We start from the raw sequence: 18,734 nt of genomic DNA, 5'->3' as shown, positions 1-18,734 counted from the left end.
CCCTTCGGCAAGCATGTAGTATGTGTGCGTTAATGGGATTATCCAAGTGTATTGATAATGTTAGAGATAGAATCAAATAATTGGCTAAGTACATCAGAGAACATGTTTTTGCCTCCTCTCTTTTCTTTTTACATCTACTTAACGAAGGGGATGAAGGGTTGGATCACTTTTTCTAAAAAAATTTTAAAAAGAAATGATGGCATAGAAAAAGCACCAACAAATGAGGGTGCTTTTTAGGTTTTATTTATGGATGAACACGCCATTGGATTTGTCCGTCGTAGCAGGATAGCTCGGCACTCCCGCCAATCGGCAAGGTGAAGACCGGCTGTGTATGTCCTATGTCTACATCATAGATCACCGGGATGTGTTTGAGCATTGGATGTTTATCTAGAATGAACCTCAAATGTTCCTCTGTCATCTTGGATTTCTTTTGAAAACGTCCGATGATTAACCCTTTAATAGATTCGGCATGTTGCAAGAGCGAGGCAAGGTCTCTGGCGAACATTTCAGGAAAGACCAAGTCATCATCCTCCACAAATAAGATGGCATCCTTGAGGTGAGGCATAAAGGGTGTCCCTTGCAATAAGTTCAGTGTACAAAGATTTCCGCCATACAAGGTGCCTTCAGCTGTTCCTTCCTGATAAATCCCCCATGTTGTCGGATGAAACTGCCTATTTGCTTGATCAAGATACCACGCATCATCACTCCACTTTGTAGAAGGGGTGACATCAAATGGCTCGCTACTCATCACGCACGCTTGAAACATGGCTGTCTGCTCCTCTTGTCCTTGTTCCATTTGGAAACTGGAGAAATGAGGACCTGAGTACGTCACCATGTCACATTTGGCGGTAATGGCGTTTGCAAGTGCGGTAATATCACTGTAGCCGCAAAGAACTTTTGGGTGCTGACGGATCAAATCATAATCTATATAAGGCAAAAGCTCATTGCAGTTAAAGCCACCGATTGCTGTCAAAATGCCGTCGACTTCATCATTTGAGAATGCCTCATGTAGATCAGATAAACGGTATTCAATAGAAGAAGAGGAATGCAGATCACATTCAAACACGTGTTGTCCAAAAGAAACAGTGAACCCTAATGCCTCTAAACGTTTTTTCGCCTGAGCCATTCCTTCTTCTGATAAAATGCTGGCACTTCGGCTTGGAGCAATTACCCGAATGTGGCTTCCCTTTTTTAAAGCAGATGGTGTACACATAAGTCATTCGTCCTTTCCTTCACATATTTTCCATTATATCGGATCAAAACGCTCCAGTCTGTAAAAGCTAAAAGAAAGCAGCAAACCGTGCGTTTCAGACAAGCTGTGCAAAGGGTATGGAAAAGAAAAAGACAGAATGAGGGCGGAGAATGTGAAAAAGAGGAGACTGGAATTTCTATTTTTATATTTCATGATATTTGGGGCATATGTGGTGTTTTGGTGGCCGGTTCCAGCGTGGGGTTTTCAGCTTTACGCAGCTAGTTATATCGCCATCATTTTATTTAGTATTATCTCGCTTATGCTAGAGAACCGGACATCACAGCACACGCTGTTATGGATGTATGTACTGATCTTTTTCCCGATCATCGGCTATATGTTTTATTTGTTCTCGGGGCAGCTTTATGTCAAAGGACATTTGTTTAAATCAAAGAGAATGTATAACCGAGAAAAATTACGCAGAATATCAGAGCTTGAGAGTAAACCGGATGAGACGCGTTTAACCGATAATCAGCGTGCTTTTTTTCATTACACAGAAAAAGCAACAGGGATGCATGTAAATACAAATAGTGATATGGAGATTTTAAAGAATGGAGAGGAAACCTTTCCACGTATTTTTGAAGAATTAAAAAAGGCAAAAACGTTCATCCATATAGAATATTACATGTTCAAATCTGATTTTCTCGGTCACCGGATGATGGAGATCTTGATTGAAAAAGTGAAAGAAGGAGTAGAGGTTCGATTCATCTATGATGCGGCTGGCAGCATTCGCTTCTCACGAAAAGATATTAAACGATTGAAGCAGGCGGGGATAAAGGTCGCTCCTTTTCTGCCATTAAAATACGGATTCTTTAATCAAAAATTCAATTTCCGAAATCACCGAAAAATCGTGATTATTGATGGAGAAACAGGATTTGTTGGTGGGCTCAATGTGGGGAAGGAATATGTAGGACGCGATGAAAACATCGGCTTTTGGCGTGATACGCATACGATGTTAAAGGGTGAAGCCGTTCAGACACTTCACTCCATATTTATGCTGGACTGGGAGTATGTATCAGATGAAGTGTTAATTGATGATCCCAAGTATCACACCCCGCATCCTGTGACAGGAGAAGATGTCATACAGGTCGTGCCGACTGGACCTGATATGAAGGAAAGTATGAGTGATTTATATGACGCACTCATTTCGAATGCACAGCAATTTGTCTGGATTGCGACGCCTTATTTTGTCCCAAATGAATCCATTCGCACAGCGTTAAAAATTGCGGCCACAAGAGGGGTGGATGTGCGTGTGATGGTGCCTGAGATAAACGATGGCTTTCTCACGCAATACGCCACACGATCTTATTTTTCTGAGCTTTTGAAAGAAGGCATCAAGGTGTATCACTATCAAAAAGGATTCATGCATCAAAAGGTCATGATTGCAGACGGAGAGCTTGCCTCTGTCGGAACGGCCAATGTTGATATGAGAAGCTTCCAACTCAATTTTGAGGTCAATGTCTTTACAGCGGCAAAGAAACCGATCGAGCAATTGATGGCTCATTATGAGGAAGATATGAAGGAATGTGAGCAAATGGGGCCGGTTCATTTTTATAAAAGGGGCTTAAAGGAACGTTTAAAGGAATCGTTTGCTCGGTTGTTTTCAGGTGTATTGTGAGGGAATCCAGGGGAAGAAATCATTTCCTGATCTAGTATTTCGATAATGATTCCTCTATAATTGAAAATGATTATCAATTATAGAGGAAGTGAGGTTCTTTTACATATGCTAAAACGCTTTTTTGCCTATTACAGGCCCTATCGTGGTCTGTTCTTTTTAGATTTCTTTTGTGCTGTGGCCGTTGGGCTCATGGAACTCGGCTTCCCGCTGATCGTGAATTACTTCATTGATACATTACTGCCGACAGGGAACTGGACGGTCATTGCCTGGACCGCACTTGCGCTGTTTGTCATTTACGCACTCAGCTCAGTGATGCAATTTATTGTGTCATATTGGGGGCACATGCTTGGCATTAATATTGAGACAGATATGAGAAAAAAGCTATTTGATCATTTTCAGCGTCTGTCCTTCAAATTTTTCGATAATAACAAAACAGGCAAACTCATGTCACGGATGACAAATGACCTCATGTATATTGGTGAGGTGGCGCATCACGGACCTGAGGATTTGTTTATTGCGATTATGACCATTCTTGGCGCCTTTGCCGTCATGCTCATGATTAACTGGCAGCTTGCCATTTTAACCTTCTTGATTATGCCAGTCATCATCTGGTTAGCCCTTCATTTTAATAAAAAAATGACACAGGCAATTACACAACTCAACAATGACATTGGAGATTTTCATGCAAGGGTTGAGAACAATATTGGCGGTATTCGTCTTGTTCAAGCCTTTGCAAATGAACATTTTGAGAAAAAGCGCTTTGCTGAAAACAACAACCGCTTTCGAAAAGCGAAACTTCTTTCCTATAAAATTATGTCGGTTAACGGATCAATCAGCTATATTCTCACAAGGCTTGTGACGTTGTTTGTCCTTCTGGCAGGTACATGGTTTGTCCTTCAAGGTCAATTAACGGCAGGCGGATTTATCGCCTTTGTCTTGATCACAAATGTGTTATTCAGACCAATTGATAAGATCAACACGGTGATTGAAATGTATCCAAAAGGCATTGCCGGTTTTAAAAGCTATGTCGATTTGCTTGAAACAGAGCCAGATGTGAAGGATACAGAAGGAGCACGTGATATTTACGGCTTGAAAGGTGAAATTGAGTATCGAAACGTGACATTTGGCTACGATGAGCACAGTCATGTATTGAAGGATATCAACTTGAAGATCAAACAAGGGGAAACTGTTGCGTTTGTCGGGCCATCAGGAGCGGGGAAATCGACCATTTGTAGTCTGCTGCCTCGTTTTTATGATGTGGACGAAGGAGACATCACCATAGATGGTGTGAGCACAAAATCGATGACCTTGTCCTCTTTAAGACAGCAGATTGGCATTGTGCAGCAGGATGTCTTTTTATTCTCAGGCACCATTCGTGAAAACATTGCGTACGGTAACCTAGAAGCGAGTGATGCAGACATTTGGGAGGCGGTGCGACGTGCCCATTTAGAGGAGCTCGTTCAGCGTTTCCCAGAAGGGTTGAATACGGTCATTGGTGAACGCGGTGTTAAGCTATCCGGCGGTCAAAAGCAACGTCTGTCAATTGCACGGATGTTTTTGAAAAACCCATCTATTCTTATTTTGGATGAAGCGACGTCAGCACTTGATACAGAAACAGAAAAAGCAATCCAAGACGCACTAAACGAACTGGCAGTCGGCCGGACGACACTCGTCATTGCTCACCGCCTTGCGACAATTAAACATGCAGATCGAATCATCGTCGTGACAGAGGAAGGCATTGAAGAACAAGGCCGTCACCAAGATTTAATTCAAATGGGCGGTGTATACAGCAGACTGCACGAAGCGCAGTTTGGTCATTGAAGAGAAGTGATTGAATGAGTCCAGTTATTAAGCTGGGCTCTTTTTCGTATTGAGATATTTGCGACGCTGGTCATCAGTTTTACTGTCATCATATTTGGCCTGTTTAAGCTGTTAAATTGAAGTGTACTTTATTTTTAAATCGAGGCCCTTTTGAAAAAGGGCTTTTTTTGCTAGGATAGTAAAAACTCGTGTAGGAAGGATCTGATGGAATGAAGGGGCTTCGGCGTTTACAGAAGGGCGATAAAATAGGTATTTATTCTCCCTCAAGTCCAGCATCTGCCACCTCGCCTCTTAGGTATGAGCGGGCGAAGGAATGGCTTGAACAAAAAGGATTCATTGTGGTACCAGGATCATTAACAGGGAAAGAGGATCACTATCGTTCAGGAACGATTCAAGAACGAGCAGCTGAGCTGAATGAGCTGATGGCGAGAGAAGATTTGTCCTGTATCATGTCGATGATTGGGGGGACGAACTCGAATAGTTTGCTTCCTTATCTCGACTTTGAGCTGCTGATGAAGCATCCGAAAATCATGATTGGTTATTCAGATGCGACGGCAATTCTTTTAGCGGCTTATGAAAAAACGGGTCTTCCTGTTTTTTACGGGCCTGCACTTGTGCCGTCTTTTGGAGAGTTTGAACCATTTGTCAATCATACATATCAATCTTTCGAGGACATTCTCATTCATCCGCAGCCCATCCCATATCAGGTGAAAAAACCGCCCTTCTGGACGGAAGAACGGATCAACTGGGAAGAGAAAATACGAGAAAAAGAAAAACGTCCAAACGAGTGGATGTGCGTCATTGAAGGGCAGGCAGAAGGCAGACTGATCGGCGGGAACCTAAATGCCATGTATGGCATATGGGGAAGTGAATTCATGCCTCAAATCCAAAAAGGCGATATCCTTCTCATTGAAGATTGTATGAAAACAGCCTCCATCGTCGAAAAGAACTTCTCTCTGTTAAAGATAAATGGTGTGTTTGAACGGGTATCTGGTATCCTCTTAGGGAAACATGAGCTGTTTGATGATGAAGGAACGGGCAAAAGGCCGCACGATCTTTTACTTGAAGTACTGGGAGATACAAAACGGCCGCTCATTGCGGAATTTGACAGTGCCCATACGCATCCGATGCTCACGATGCCAATCGGTACACAAGTAAAAATGAATGCAACGTCACGCGAGGTTTGGCTGACAGAAGCGTGGATATAGAAAAAAGAGCGGCTCTAATGCTGCTCTTCTTTACGAAGCATTCTCTTTTTCAAATGGCTGTAGAAGGTCTTGTGCCTCTTTTCCTTCTACCACGATTAAATAGTCTGATTCTAAATGAGTAAGCCTAAAGGTTTCTAGCTCTACGATGTTCTTAATGTTGCACATTGTTTTTTTAGAATATACATATAAACGATGCTGAGCGTGCTGGCACTTTTCGTATAGAGAAATAAGCTTATGTAAATTCAATGCTTTCGCAGCAATTCGGATTGAATAGATTTGTGACATCTTCATATCCTCCTGTTAAATACTTTCTCACAATAGCTTTGTTACCCCCGTTGTGATAGAGGTAAACCTTTCTCTACGATTTCCACTCAATGGTGCCTCCGCCCGTCCGCCGATTGCCTCTGATCGCTGACAGCTCCTCAACAAGACGGAGCAAAGCCTGATCCTTTTTCTTTGCCTCAATCATAAAATCCACATCACGACCATACGGCTTTAAAGCTTGAAAAAGTGGCAAAACAAACGACATCTCCACTCCATCCGCATGGCTTCGTATCGCCTTTTCTGATTTTGGTGAGGATAAGTGGATTTTAGGCGGTATGCCAGTGTTTGCCCACGTGTCAAACACTCTTGGCAAAATGTCATCAAGTGCCGCATCATCATCTTTGTTTGCCATGTGATGGTGGTAATCAAATACAAACGGGATGCCATGCTTTTCACAAACATCAAGCGTTTCTAATGACGTATAGGTTTTGTCATCATTTTCAAGCGTCATTCTCGCCTTGATATGTGCAGGAAGCTGCTTTATATTTTCATCAAAACGCTGTAAAGCAGATGCCTTGTCGCCATATGCACCTCCGACATGAATGTTCATATAGCCTTCCTTTTCAAGCTTCATGGCCTCAAGCATTTCATAATGATAGGTCATATCAATGACGGCGTTTTCTGTAATAGATGGCTTTGGACTTGTGAACAAAGTAAATTGATTGGGGTGAAAGCTCACTCGTAATCCGTGCCGCTTTACGAGTTGACCAATCTCTAGAAATTCTTTGCGAAAGGGTGTCACAAAGTCCCACCGCACCTCAGGATGGGTGGCGAGCGGGACAATCGAGCTTGAAAAACGGTAAAGCGGAATATCATGGGCAATCGCAAAATAAAGCGTTCTTAATGTATTGGCGAGGTTGGCTTTCGTCGTTCGCAATAGAGCCTCTGTCCTCTCTTCCTTTGAGAGCTTACTGTATCTTGCAAAGGTCAGCGACTTGGCAGGTGAAGCTTCCCATAAAGTGACGGCGTTGGATACATAACCAAATCGATAACGCATAGGTCAACTCCTTTATAAAAAATACGAGAACAGGGCGCCTATCCACTCAATTGGACGCGTGAGAAGTGGGCGTTGTTTGTATTTTTCTTCAGTCATCAGTTCTGACACTTCCATGTGTTCACGAATCTTTTCCTCTACATGTGCGGTGAAGGCGGGATCATCAATGGCCACATCCACTTCTTCGTTGAAAAACAAACTTCGTTTATCAAAGTTCGCTGTACTGATCATACAACGGCTATGATCGATGAGAATGGCTTTCGCATGATAAAACCCTTTATAAAAACGATACACAAGACATCCAGCAGCAATCAGATCTTTCAAATAATGAAATCCAGCTTCTTTCACAAGCGGGTGATCTGCCTTCATTGGGATGATGATGTCGACAGTCACGCCTCGCTTCCGTGCGTCAAGAAGGGCGCTTAGAAGAGGAGCAGATGGAATAAAATAGGGCGTGCAGATGGTGATTTGCTTTTTCGCCTGTTGAATATCGTGAAGAAATAAGGCTTCTAAAGAAAAACCTGCCGTCGCACGTGTTGTACACTGTAATGTTCCCGGTTCCAGTGTAGGAAAAACCTCGTATTGCAGATGGTGAATACCAGATGACCGGTACAAATCATTCAGAAACACATGCTGGAGGTCTGCGACAACCTGTCCTGTCATGCGCAGGTGATAGTCTTTCCAAATGCCAAACCTACCGTTTTTCCCTACATATTCATCGCCGATATTAAACCCGCCAATGTAGCCGATCTTCCCATCGATCACCGTGATCTTTCGGTGATTTCTCATGTTTAAACGATAAATGAAAAAAGGAAAACGTGGTTTATTTAAAAAGTAAAATTGAATGCCACTTTTTTCTAGCATCTGAATGGATGTTTGATCAAATGGATAGGAGCCTAACCGATCAGTGAGCAAAAAAACCGAAACACCTTGCTCTGCTTTCGCTTTAAGTGCTTGCAGAATCCTTTGCCCAATCTTGTCGTTCTTTACAATAAAGAACATCATATGAATAGAAGAAGAGGCTTGCTGTATATCCGTAAGAAGCTGATCAAACAGTGGTTCGCCATCATGATAAAAGGCTGCATCGCCGCTTGTTTGGTCAAAAGACCGTTCAAAAGCATGGGTAGAAAAATATTTTCTCCCTATATAAAGATCTAGCCTGACGAGTAGAACAATGACGAAGACGACGAGTAAAATGATCCATGCGATCATGAAGGTTCCTCCTTTTTTACATATGACGATAGTGTACCCAAATGGGCAAAAAATATTGACTGAATACTCATTCATTATTTATGATAGAGGTACAACATGGAAACGGAACAAAGTGGGTCTTGGGGAATGAAAGGGGGAGCAAGATGAATAGCCTTTTAATTGTTAACTTGATTGCATTTGCGGCAGTGACCGCTTACGCTGTGTATTTGTTTATTTATCTCATTCGAACACGAGCGGCGTATATTCGTCTTGGCAAAAAAGAAGAATTTCAAAAAGACATGAAAAAACGCTTAGAACGTGTTTGGGTGAATGTGTTTGGGCAAAAGAAACTGCTGAAGGACAAGAAGAGCGGCATCATTCATGTGCTGTTTTTCTATGGATTTATTTTAGTGCAGTTCGGAGCCCTTGATTTTATTATGAAGGGACTTGTTCCAGACAGCGGGCTACCATTAGGTCCGCTTTACGGTGTCTTTACGTTCTTCCAAGAGGTAGTCACACTTCTCATTTTAGTGGCGGTGGTTTGGGCGTTCCATAGAAGATATGTCGAGAAGTTAGTCCGTTTAAAAAGGGGCTTTAAATCAGGGCTTGTCCTTTTGTTTATTGGCGGATTGATGCTGACCGTATTACTGGGAAACGGAATGAACATCATTTGGCATGGGCACTCACTATCAGCAACTGAGCCCATTGCTTCCGGCATTGCTTTCTTGCTGGGCTGGCTGTCACCACTTGCGGCAACAATTGTGTTCTATGTCGCATGGTGGGTGCATCTTCTCATTTTACTGACGTTCTTAGTGTACGTCCCGCAGTCTAAGCACGCCCATCTCATCGCTGGCCCGGTCAACGTATTTGTCAGCAGATTGGACCCGCCAGGCAAACTGCAAAAAATTGATTTTGAAGATGAGACACAAGAAACGTTCGGCGTTGGGAAAATTGAAGATTTCCGTCAATCTCAGCTGATCGATCTTTACGCTTGTGTGGAGTGCGGGCGCTGTACGAATATGTGCCCGGCGACAGGGACAGGGAAAATGCTGTCTCCAATGGATTTGATTTTACGATTAAGAGATCATTTAACAAATAAAGGGGCTGCCATTACTTCAAAGACACCGTGGGTTCCGCAACTTGCTTTCAAACAGACGACAGGAAATCAGCTGGCATTACAGGCAAGGGGAGCTGGAGCGGAAGAATCTGCGGCGAGCGCAATGTATCATCCTTCTCTCATTGGTGAGGTCATTACAGAAGAAGAAATCTGGGCATGCACCACATGCCGAAACTGTGAAGATCAGTGTCCTGTCATGAACGAACACGTCGACAAAATCATTGATATGCGCAGATACTTAGTGCTGACTGAAGGAAAAATGGACGCAGATGCACAGCGTGCGATGACAAGCATCGAGCGACAAGGGAATCCATGGGGATTGAACCGAAAAGAAAGAGAAAACTGGCGTGAACTAAGAGAAGATGTTCATGTTCCGACAGTGAAAGAGCTGAAAAAAGCAGATCAGACCTTTGACTATTTATTCTGGGTTGGATCGATGGGTGCATATGACAATAGAAGCCAAAAGATTGCTCTTGCCTTTGCAAAACTGCTCAATGAAGCAGGGGTTTCTTTTGCCATCCTAGGCAATAAAGAGAAAAACTCAGGCGATACACCGAGAAGACTTGGGAATGAATTTTTGTTCCAAGAGCTTGCTGCAAAGAACATCGAAGAATTCCAAAAAAATGACGTAACCAAAATTGTCACGATCGATCCGCATGCTTACAATTTATTTAAAAATGAATACCCAGACTTCGGGCTCGAGGCAGAGGTGTACCATCATACAGAATTACTGGCAGAGCTAGTAAAAGAGGGAAAATTAACGCCTATTCATGAAGTGAACGAAGTCATTACTTTCCACGATTCTTGCTACCTAGGCAGATATAACGAGGTCTATGATCCGCCAAGAGATATTTTAAAATCCATTCCGGGTGTGACACTGAAAGAAATGGAACGGAATCGTGAATCCGGGATGTGCTGTGGTGCCGGCGGCGGCTTAATGTGGATGGAAGAAGAGACAGGTACTCGAATTAACACAGCGAGGACGGAGCAGGCCTTACAGGTACAGCCATCCATCATCAGCTCAGGATGCCCATATTGTTTAACCATGCTTGGGGATGGGACGAAAGCGAAGGAAGTAGAAGAGCAGGTCGGAACATTTGATGTCGCAGAACTTCTTGAAAAATCAGTGTTTGGCGAAACGAGAACGCAGGCTTCATAAAGGTGTCAGGCCGATGGATCTTCTGTTCATCGGTCGATAGATGCCGATGTTTTAAGTGCTGTCTAGCATTTATGTAAGCGGTAACAAATAGGAGGGGAAAGAAATGAGCACGACGGTCATTGTATCTGGAGCGAGAACACCATTTGGAAAACTAGGTGGAACTTTAAGTCGTTTGACTGCTGCAGAATTAGGGGGGATGACGATAAAAGCTGCGCTGGAAAGAGCCTCAAATGTTCATGAAGTGGATGAAGTCATCATGGGCAGTGTCCTTCAAGGAGGACAAGGTCAAATTCCTTCAAGGCAGGCAGCTAGACATGCAGATCTTCCTTGGTCGGTTCCGACGCAAACCATCAACAAAGTCTGTGCTTCAGGAATGCGCAGTGTCACGACAGCCGATCAAATCATTCGAGCGGGAGATGCCAAGGTGATCGTGGCAGGCGGCATGGAATCCATGTCCCATGCTCCTTATCTTCTAAAAAAAGCACGATGGGGTTACAAAATGGGAGATGGTGCAGTACAAGATGCCATGATTTTAGATGGATTAACCTGTTCGTTTACAGGTGTTCATATGGGTGAGTATGGAAGCATGGCGGCGAAAGAGCTTGGCGTCACACGAGAAGAACAAGACCTTTGGGCGTTAAGAAGTCATGAACGAGCCATTGAGGCGCAAAAAAGCGGCTTTTTTAAAAATGAGATTATCCCCGTTACCGTCAAGAATAAAAAAGGAGATCAGCTGATTTCAGAAGATGAAGCCCCGCGGCGTGATACGTCATATGAACGTTTGTCAAAACTGATGCCCGTTTTCAATCAGGCAGGTACGATCACCGCTGGCAATGCACCTGGTGTCAATGATGGTGCAAGTGCGCTTCTATTAATGAAAGACACATATGCCATGCAGCAAGGTGAAAAACCTATGGCAGTTGTGCTTGGGCATGCCCAAGTAGCAGTAGAGGCAAAGGATTTTCCGAAAACACCAGCCTATGCCATCGAAAAAGTGTTAAAGAAAACAGGGAAGCGAGTAGAGGATATCGATTTGTTTGAAATCAATGAGGCTTTTTCAGCGGTTGCATTGGCATGCGAAAAAATGCTTGGACTGGATCGGCGGAAAATGAATGTGAACGGAGGGGCAGTCGCGATTGGTCACCCGATTGGAGCAAGCGGAACACGTATTATATTGACCTTGATCCATGCACTCAGACAAAGAGGCGGCGGGATCGGCATTGCGGCGATTTGCAGCGGCGGGGGTCAAGGTGATGCGATCATGATCAAGGTGGATTAAAAGGGAGGCGTTCATTGTCATGAGTATAGAAGAGACCGTCATGGTCGTTGGGGCTGGTCAAATGGGCTCGGGTATTGCCCAAGTATTTGCACAGTCAGGTTATACCGTCCTGCTCCATGATACGGAAGAGGAGCAGATTCATCGAGCCATTTCCTCTATGACCAAACAACTGACGAAACGAGCAGAAAAAGGAAAGCTGGCACATCAGGCAGTCCGTGATATTACACAGCGATTGGCTGTTTCAACTGATTTAAAGGATGTACAGCAGACGCATTTAGTGATTGAAGCCGCATCTGAACAAATGAAGATCAAAAAACAAATCTTTGAAACCCTCGATCAATTTGCACCTGATGACACGATATTTGCGACAAATACGTCTTCCTTGTCAATCACAGAATTAGCAGCCGTGACGAAACGGCCAGAGAAAGTGATTGGCATGCATTTTATGAATCCAGTTCCCGTGATGAAACTTGTGGAAGTGATCCGTGCGCTACAAACGGATGATGCCACGTACCAATTTGTTTTTGGCACCGCAAAGACATTAGACAAAACCCCAATTGAAGTGGAAGACTTCCCTGGGTTTGTGTCAAATCGCATTTTGATGCCGATGATTAATGAAGCCATTTACACCCTTTATGAAGGCGTGGCAGATGTAGAAAGTATTGACGGCATCATGACGCTTGGAATGAACCATCCAATGGGCCCGCTTCGTCTTGCCGACCTCATCGGGCTCGATACTTGTTTATTTATTATGAATACCCTTCACGAGGGTCTTGGAGATAGCAAATATCGACCTTGTCCTCTTTTGAAAAAATACGTGAACGCAGGCTGGTTGGGCAAAAAGACAAAGAGAGGTTTTTACACTTACCACGACCACTCATAGGGGGAGTCAAGATGGATGTGTTGCTGACAGAAAAACAACGTCTTTGGAGAAAACGAGTAGCAGAATTTGCACGCCAACATGTATTCCCTGAAATAGAAGCGATGGAACAGGGCGATTTCCCGAAAATGCTTTTAGCTGAAATGGGTCGGCTAGGCTTTTTAGGCATTCCGATCCCAGATAAGTATCACGGATTAGGGGCAGATTTTACAACCTATATCATGGCGATTCATGAATTATCCAAAGTAAGTGCAACCATCGGTGTCATTGTATCCGTTCATACATCTGTTGTGACGATGCCGATTTTGGCGTTTGGAACAACTGAACAAAAAGAATCCTACGTTCCCAAGCTTGCGTCCGGGCAGAAGCTGGGCGCCTTTTGTCTAACTGAACCGAAGGCAGGATCAGATGCCTCTAGTATTCAGTTGAAAGCAGAGCGCACAGACGATCACTATGTGTTAAATGGAACGAAAATTTTTATCACAAGCGGCGGTGAAGCGGAAGTGTATCTTGTATTTGCTGTGACAGACCCTGCTTCTGCTAAGAAAAATATATCAGCGTTCATTGTGGAGAAGGGGACACCAGGATTTACGATTGGAAAAGATGAGAAAAAGATGGGCCTGCATGGATCAAAAACAGTCACACTTCATTTTGACGGTGTTCGAATTCCAAAAAAACAGCTGCTCGGTGCAGAAGGAGATGGTTTTCGGATTGCCATGTCTAGCTTAAATGCGGGGAGAATTGGCATTGCGGCTCAAAGCCTTGGTATTGCAGAAGCCGCATTAGCTGAGGCGGTGACGTATTTAAAGCAGCATCCAGCTGGCCTTGAAACGACCATTCGGTTGGGCGATCTGGGCACCAAGCTGGAAGCGGCAAAACTTCTTGTTTATCAAGCGGCTTCTTATAAAGAGGCCAATCGCCCTGTCACGAAGGAAGCGTCGATGGCGAAGTTGTTTGCATCTAAAACAGCGGTTGATATTAGTACAGAAGTCATCCATTTGCTTGGTCTAGCCGGTTACACGAAGCAATACCGAGCAGAGCGGTACTTTCGTGATGCGAAAATTTGTGAGATTTATGAAGGAACAAGTGAAATACAAAGGCTGGTTATTTGTAAACAGCTAATATGAAGTGAGGTGGCTCATGATGCAGTTCCAATTAAGTGACGAACACGAAATGATACAAAAAATGGTGAGAGATTTTGCGAAAAATGAAGTGGAGCCAACAGCAGCAGAGCGAGATGAAACAGAATCGTATGATCCCGCTATTTTTCGTCAAATGGCGGAGCTTGGTTTAACGGGAATCCCTTGGCCAGAAGAAAATGGGGGGATTGGTAGTGATTATTTGGCCTATGTCATAGCGGTTGAAGAGCTCTCGCGAGTGTGCGCCTCAACAGGCGTCACCCTATCTGCTCACACATCACTCGCCTCATGGCCGATCTATACATTCGGAACAGATGGGCAAAAGGAGACGTATTTAAAGCCGCTTGCAGCGGGTCAGAAGATCGGCGCATACGCACTGACCGAGAGCGGCTCGGGCTCAGATGCCGGCGGAATGAAAACAACAGCAGTAAAAGCAGGGAATGAATACGTTTTGAACGGGGCAAAGATTTTTATTACCAATGGAGGCATTGCGGATTATTATATTGTGTTTGCTGTTACTGACAAGGATGCTTCATCGCGCAATACAACCGCTTTTATTGTAGAAAAAGAGACGCAAGGCTTCTCAATCGGCAAAAAAGAAAGCAAACTGGGCATACGCTCATCGCCAACGACAGAAATCATCTTTGAAGACTGTCGTATACCCGAAAGGAACCGGCTTGGTCAAGAAGGAGAGGGGTTTAAAATAGCGATGATGACACTTGACGGCGGCAGAAACGGTATTGCCGCACAAGCTGTTGGTATTGCTCAAGGTGCTCTGGATGCAGCAGTCAATTACGCAAAGGAGCGCAAACAATTCGGCAAACCAATCATTCAGCAGCAAGGCATTGCTTTTAAGTTAGCGGATATGGCAACGGCAATTGAGGCCTCAAGACTGCTCACCTATCAGGCAGCATGGCTTGAAACGAAAGGGCTTCCGTATGGGAAAGAATCAGCTATGTCCAAGCTCTTTGCCGGTGATACAGCCATGAAGGTGACGACAGAAGCTGTACAAATCTTCGGCGGATACGGCTATACAAGGGATTACCCAGTCGAACGCTACATGCGTGATGCGAAAATCACTCAAATCTATGAAGGTACACAAGAAATCCAGCGGCTGGTCATCTCACGGAAACTGCTAGATATGTAGAAACGAAGCAAAGACCACCTGATGTGAGGTGGTCTGTTTTTGTATCAAATGTGAAATCTCTCCAATATGATCTCATATCACCTGATCACTATGGTAAAATTGGGAAAAAACATGGAGGTTATCATGATGAACACAACATTGATTGGCATTTTAGCAATCGTCACAATGATCATATGGATTATGGTCTCCACAGAGCTTTCAAAGTCTCCAAAAAAGAAGGAAGAAAAAGAAAACAGCCGCAGAAAACTCATTGTACTCATGTCTGCGGGCACATTATTCACCGTACCTTTGGTTTTTTCACTCATTCAGAATATCCAGCTGTAACCTATCCATTCGACTAAACCGCTGCGGACTGTTTTAATTTCACCCATTTGAAAAAAACAAAACGGACAAGTGGTCCCATAATCAACATCTGCAAAGGGAACGCCAACATGACATTATGACCGAAAATCGTTAAGTAATCAGATAGAATCGATTGTGTTTGAAATCCTGTGCTGATGCTTTGAACGACATATCCGCATAAAGACATGAGACACACCATCCCAAACACGATAAAGATAGAAAGAGTGAGAATAAAATAGACTTTCTTGCCTTTTGGGGCAAAACGGTTGGCTGCTTTTTTTGCTGAAGGCCCAACAATACACATCTCAATCAACAACGTGATGGCAAAACCGATCACATAGGTGAGTACACCTTCTAACCATGTCATATGTCCAAGCCGTCCATTTAGAAATAGGTTATAAAAGAACAGCACTGAAAACATACAAAAACACATCAAGACACCAAATTGTATATCTTCTTTTTTTGTCATTGGCAATTCGATCAACCTCTCAAAATTAGTCTATTTATTATAGATTTCTGTTTCAATTCGTCGTAAGTGAACATTTTGTGAAGGAATAATTCCCCTTTTTTAAGAAGAGTAAATGACTTTGTATTCATCAAAAGAGAAGACAAAAAAGCATGCAAAACGTGTGCTTCACACATGAATTATGCCAATTCGGCACAAATGATTGACCGCTAGAGGCTCCTCTTGTGAAAAAATCAAAAATTAACATCAATAAAGGTGGCATAAACTCCCCTAATTTGTTTATAATGAGAGGTATGGTTTGTCGTAAGAATAAGGTATAAATACTTATTATTTCACTGATAAATGGATACATACATGTAATAGAAAGGGAGTGTCTGACCTTGAGTTTGAAAGAATACTCACAGGAACAGCTCAAACAAATGTCTTTAGTTGAACTTGCTTATGAAATTTTCAGAGACAGCAAAACGCCGATTACGTTTTCCGAGTTAATAGATGAAATGGTCCGTTTGCAAGGGATACAAAAATCTGATCTTGATGATCGACTTGCTCAATTTTATACAGACTTAAATATAGATGGCCGCTTTATTTCGTTAGGTGATCAGAGATGGGGACTTCGCAGCTGGTATCCAGTTGATCAAATTGAAGAAGAAGTTCAGCCAGCTGTGAAAACAAAAGCGAAAAAGAAAAAAACAAAAGCTGCTGTCGTTGAAGAAGACTTCGATGATATTGAAGAGGAAGAAGAAATCGACGAGCTTGAAGAAGATCTTGATCTTGTTGAAGACGACGAGGACCTTGACCTAGATGATGAAGAAATCGATGAAGAGATAGAAGACTTCGACGAAGATGATGATGAAGATGATGACGGCTTAACGGAAATTGATGAAGACGATTTAGACGATGATGAGGAAGACAAATAACCCTCACAAACCGGTCCTGAAAACAGGACAAAACCGTCTTGACTTTCCAGAGCGAACTATGTAGTATGTATTTTGGGCTCTCTAAAAAAGAGTACGTAAAGATACGTTCATTTACGCTCCCTTTCATTTATTTGAAAGGGAGCTTTCTTATTTTTCAAGAGATTTAGGGATACACTCTAAAAGGATGAAGCTGTGCATGTCTAGTCATGCAAGGGTAAAAAAGAGAGGAGCATACGAAATGACAAAGTATATTTTTGTAACAGGAGGAGTTGTTTCCTCACTTGGAAAAGGGATCACGGCTGCATCGTTAGGCCGCCTTCTGAAAAATAGAGGGATGGATGTCACCATTCAAAAATTTGATCCATATATCAACGTAGACCCAGGGACAATGAGTCCATACCAGCACGGTGAGGTATTTGTTACAGACGACGGTGCTGAAACAGACCTTGACTTAGGTCACTACGAGCGTTTCATTGACATTAACTTAAATAAGTACAGCAACGTTACAACAGGTAAAATCTACTCTACTGTTTTGAAGAAAGAGCGCCGCGGCGACTACTTAGGTGGAACAGTACAGGTTATTCCCCACATTACAAATGAAATCAAAGACCGTGTGTACCGTGCCGGAAAAGAAACGGGTGCAGATGTGGTCATTACAGAAATCGGTGGAACAGTAGGAGACATCGAATCCCTTCCATTCCTTGAAGCGATTCGTCAAATGAAGAGTGACATCGGCCGTGAAAACGTGATGTACATTCATTGTACCCTTGTTCCTTACATCCGTGCTGCAGGCGAACTGAAAACAAAACCAACACAGCATAGTGTAAAAGAACTTCGCAGTCTTGGTATTCAGCCAAACGTCATTGTGGTCAGAACTGAAATGCCATTGGCACAAGACATGAAGGACAAAATTGCGCTATTCTGTGATATTGATACGAAAGCAGTCATCGAATGTCAGGATGCAGATACCCTTTATTCGATTCCGCTTGATTTACAAAAACAAGGATTAGACAAGCTTGTATGTGAGCACATGAAGCTTGACTGTCAAGATGCGGACATGACGGAGTGGACGGCACTTGTTGATAAAGTGCAAAACCTTTCAAAACAAGTCACGATTGGTCTTGTAGGGAAATATGTTGAGCTGCAAGATGCATACATTTCTGTCGTTGAATCACTTCGTCATGCGGGCTATGCATTTGATGCGGATGTTCAAATCAAATGGATCAACGCAGAAGAAGTCACAGCAGAAAATATGGCTGATTTCGCTCAAGATGTAGACGGCATTATTGTTCCTGGAGGCTTCGGAGACCGCGGAGTAGAAGGGAAAATCATTGCAACACAATATGCGCGCGAAAACAAAGTGCCATTCTTCGGAATTTGCTTAGGTATGCAAGTCGCATCTATCGAATATGCGAGAAACGTACTAGGTTTAGAGGGAGCACATTCCGCTGAAATTGATCCAGAAACAGCATTCCCAATCATCGACCTTCTTCCAGAACAGAAGGATGTTGATGACTTAGGTGGAACACTTCGCCTCGGCCTATACCCTTGTAAATTAAACGAAGACTCAAAAGCATTTGCTGCATACAATGACGAAGTCGTGTACGAACGCCACCGTCATCGCTATGAGTTTAATAACGAATTCAGACAGCAAATGGAAGCAGCAGGTTTTGTCTTCTCTGGTACAAGCCCAGACGGACGCCTTGTTGAAATCATTGAACTGAAGGATCACCCATGGTTCCTTGCTTCTCAGTTCCACCCAGAATTCATTTCAAGACCGACAAGACCACAGCCATTATTTAGAGATTTCGTTGGTGCTTCACTACAGGCATCTGAATCAAAATAAAACAAAAAACTGCCGAGAATATCATCTTCTCGGCAGT

Annotated in this window: 16 protein-coding genes; 11 read left to right on the top strand and 5 right to left on the bottom strand. The window is 43.3% G+C overall.

What is annotated here, in order from left to right; translation table 11 throughout:
- Window positions 1-244: 244 nt before the first annotated feature.
- Window positions 245-1,213: a S66 family peptidase gene (locus FBF75_RS08245; protein WP_108611064.1), complete on the bottom strand. Its 969-nt coding sequence runs from the start codon at window positions 1,211-1,213 to the stop codon at window positions 245-247.
- Between the two features lie 151 nt (window positions 1,214-1,364).
- On the opposite strand from FBF75_RS08245, the gene cls (FBF75_RS08240) reads away from it, so the two are divergent.
- From cls (FBF75_RS08240) to FBF75_RS08230, 3 genes are all read left to right on the top strand, one after another.
- A complete protein-coding gene (cls, locus tag FBF75_RS08240) occupies window positions 1,365-2,867 on the top strand; it encodes a cardiolipin synthase (RefSeq protein WP_025208143.1) in 1,503 nt (500 codons plus the stop codon).
- 105 nt (window positions 2,868-2,972) lie between these two features.
- Window positions 2,973-4,688, top strand: a complete 1,716-nt coding sequence (locus FBF75_RS08235; RefSeq protein ID WP_048001119.1) for an ABC transporter ATP-binding protein — start codon at window positions 2,973-2,975, stop codon at window positions 4,686-4,688.
- A 209-nt stretch (window positions 4,689-4,897) separates the two neighbouring features.
- Window positions 4,898-5,896 carry a S66 family peptidase gene (locus tag FBF75_RS08230; RefSeq protein ID WP_136944615.1) on the top strand — a complete coding sequence of 333 codons (999 nt, stop codon included), beginning with the start codon at window positions 4,898-4,900 and terminating at the stop codon, window positions 5,894-5,896.
- Between the two features lie 30 nt (window positions 5,897-5,926).
- Here the strand turns inward: FBF75_RS08230 and FBF75_RS08225 are convergent, their stop codons facing one another.
- The 3 genes from FBF75_RS08225 to cls (FBF75_RS08215) form a co-directional block, all read right to left on the bottom strand.
- Window positions 5,927-6,181: a hypothetical protein gene (locus tag FBF75_RS08225; RefSeq protein WP_008343494.1), complete on the bottom strand. Its 255-nt coding sequence runs from the start codon at window positions 6,179-6,181 to the stop codon at window positions 5,927-5,929.
- A gap of 73 nt (window positions 6,182-6,254) precedes the next feature.
- Window positions 6,255-7,217 carry a UV DNA damage repair endonuclease UvsE gene (uvsE, locus tag FBF75_RS08220; RefSeq protein WP_136944614.1) on the bottom strand — a complete coding sequence of 321 codons (963 nt, stop codon included), beginning with the start codon at window positions 7,215-7,217 and terminating at the stop codon, window positions 6,255-6,257.
- Between the two features lie 12 nt (window positions 7,218-7,229).
- Window positions 7,230-8,426 (bottom strand): cardiolipin synthase, encoded by a 1,197-nt coding sequence (cls, locus tag FBF75_RS08215; RefSeq protein WP_136944613.1) that lies wholly within the window; start codon window positions 8,424-8,426, stop codon window positions 7,230-7,232.
- 143 nt (window positions 8,427-8,569) lie between these two features.
- Here cls (FBF75_RS08215) and FBF75_RS08210 point away from each other — a divergent pair, with 143 nt between their 5' ends.
- From FBF75_RS08210 to FBF75_RS08185, 6 genes are all read left to right on the top strand, one after another.
- Window positions 8,570-10,681, top strand: a complete 2,112-nt coding sequence (locus FBF75_RS08210) for a (Fe-S)-binding protein (protein ID WP_017360061.1) — start codon at window positions 8,570-8,572, stop codon at window positions 10,679-10,681.
- 103 nt (window positions 10,682-10,784) lie between these two features.
- Window positions 10,785-11,960: an acetyl-CoA C-acetyltransferase gene (locus tag FBF75_RS08205; RefSeq protein ID WP_048001114.1), complete on the top strand. Its 1,176-nt coding sequence runs from the start codon at window positions 10,785-10,787 to the stop codon at window positions 11,958-11,960.
- A 19-nt stretch (window positions 11,961-11,979) separates the two neighbouring features.
- Window positions 11,980-12,843, top strand: coding sequence for a 3-hydroxybutyryl-CoA dehydrogenase (locus FBF75_RS08200; RefSeq protein ID WP_079919286.1), 864 nt, complete (start codon window positions 11,980-11,982; stop codon window positions 12,841-12,843).
- An 11-nt stretch (window positions 12,844-12,854) separates the two neighbouring features.
- Window positions 12,855-13,967, top strand: a complete 1,113-nt coding sequence (locus FBF75_RS08195) for an acyl-CoA dehydrogenase family protein (RefSeq protein ID WP_136944612.1) — start codon at window positions 12,855-12,857, stop codon at window positions 13,965-13,967.
- A gap of 16 nt (window positions 13,968-13,983) precedes the next feature.
- Window positions 13,984-15,126, top strand: a complete 1,143-nt coding sequence (locus tag FBF75_RS08190; protein ID WP_136944611.1) for an acyl-CoA dehydrogenase — start codon at window positions 13,984-13,986, stop codon at window positions 15,124-15,126.
- A 126-nt stretch (window positions 15,127-15,252) separates the two neighbouring features.
- On the top strand, window positions 15,253-15,450 hold the full coding sequence (locus tag FBF75_RS08185; protein WP_136944610.1) for a hypothetical protein: 198 nt from the start codon (window positions 15,253-15,255) through the stop codon (window positions 15,448-15,450).
- 13 nt (window positions 15,451-15,463) lie between these two features.
- Here FBF75_RS08185 and FBF75_RS08180 read toward each other — a convergent pair whose 3' ends face one another.
- Entirely contained in the window at window positions 15,464-15,937 is a 474-nt protein-coding gene (locus FBF75_RS08180) for a DUF2798 domain-containing protein (RefSeq protein WP_240692339.1), read from the bottom strand.
- Window positions 15,938-16,314: 377 nt separating this feature from the next.
- On the opposite strand from FBF75_RS08180, the gene rpoE reads away from it, so the two are divergent.
- Together rpoE and pyrG are read left to right on the top strand one after the other, a co-directional pair.
- Entirely contained in the window at window positions 16,315-16,851 is a 537-nt protein-coding gene (rpoE, locus tag FBF75_RS08175; RefSeq protein WP_035389808.1) for a DNA-directed RNA polymerase subunit delta, read from the top strand.
- Window positions 16,852-17,089: 238 nt separating this feature from the next.
- Entirely contained in the window at window positions 17,090-18,697 is a 1,608-nt protein-coding gene (gene pyrG, locus FBF75_RS08170) for a glutamine hydrolyzing CTP synthase (RefSeq protein ID WP_017360053.1), read from the top strand.
- The last annotated feature ends 37 nt before the right edge of the window (window positions 18,698-18,734 follow it).

It is taken from the genome of Bacillus sp. S2(2019), from assembly GCF_005144805.1.
Taxonomy (GTDB): domain Bacteria; phylum Bacillota; class Bacilli; order Bacillales; family Bacillaceae; genus Bacillus; species Bacillus altitudinis.
Note: the sequence above shows the minus strand (reverse complement) of the source record. Positions and strands in the feature narration are given on the sequence as shown.

Bases quoted from the DNA above. Each gene is read 5' to 3' on its own strand.
- FBF75_RS08225 (WP_008343494.1), bottom strand. From the start codon at position 6,181: ATGTCACAAATCTATTCAATCCGAATTGCTGCGAAAGCATTGAATTTA.
- FBF75_RS08235 (WP_048001119.1), top strand. From the start codon at position 2,973: ATGCTAAAACGCTTTTTTGCCTATTACAGGCCCTATCGTGGTCTGTTC.
- FBF75_RS08230 (WP_136944615.1), top strand. From the start codon at position 4,898: ATGAAGGGGCTTCGGCGTTTACAGAAGGGCGATAAAATAGGTATTTAT.
- FBF75_RS08190 (WP_136944611.1), top strand. From the start codon at position 13,984: ATGCAGTTCCAATTAAGTGACGAACACGAAATGATACAAAAAATGGTG.
- cls (WP_136944613.1), bottom strand. From the start codon at position 8,426: ATGATCGCATGGATCATTTTACTCGTCGTCTTCGTCATTGTTCTACTC.
- FBF75_RS08200 (WP_079919286.1), top strand. From the start codon at position 11,980: ATGAGTATAGAAGAGACCGTCATGGTCGTTGGGGCTGGTCAAATGGGC.
- FBF75_RS08185 (WP_136944610.1), top strand. From the start codon at position 15,253: ATGAACACAACATTGATTGGCATTTTAGCAATCGTCACAATGATCATA.
- FBF75_RS08205 (WP_048001114.1), top strand. From the start codon at position 10,785: ATGAGCACGACGGTCATTGTATCTGGAGCGAGAACACCATTTGGAAAA.
- pyrG (WP_017360053.1), top strand. From the start codon at position 17,090: ATGACAAAGTATATTTTTGTAACAGGAGGAGTTGTTTCCTCACTTGGA.
- FBF75_RS08245 (WP_108611064.1), bottom strand. From the start codon at position 1,213: ATGTGTACACCATCTGCTTTAAAAAAGGGAAGCCACATTCGGGTAATT.
- uvsE (WP_136944614.1), bottom strand. From the start codon at position 7,217: ATGCGTTATCGATTTGGTTATGTATCCAACGCCGTCACTTTATGGGAA.
- FBF75_RS08195 (WP_136944612.1), top strand. From the start codon at position 12,855: ATGGATGTGTTGCTGACAGAAAAACAACGTCTTTGGAGAAAACGAGTA.
- FBF75_RS08210 (WP_017360061.1), top strand. From the start codon at position 8,570: ATGAATAGCCTTTTAATTGTTAACTTGATTGCATTTGCGGCAGTGACC.
- FBF75_RS08180 (WP_240692339.1), bottom strand. From the start codon at position 15,937: ATGACAAAAAAAGAAGATATACAATTTGGTGTCTTGATGTGTTTTTGT.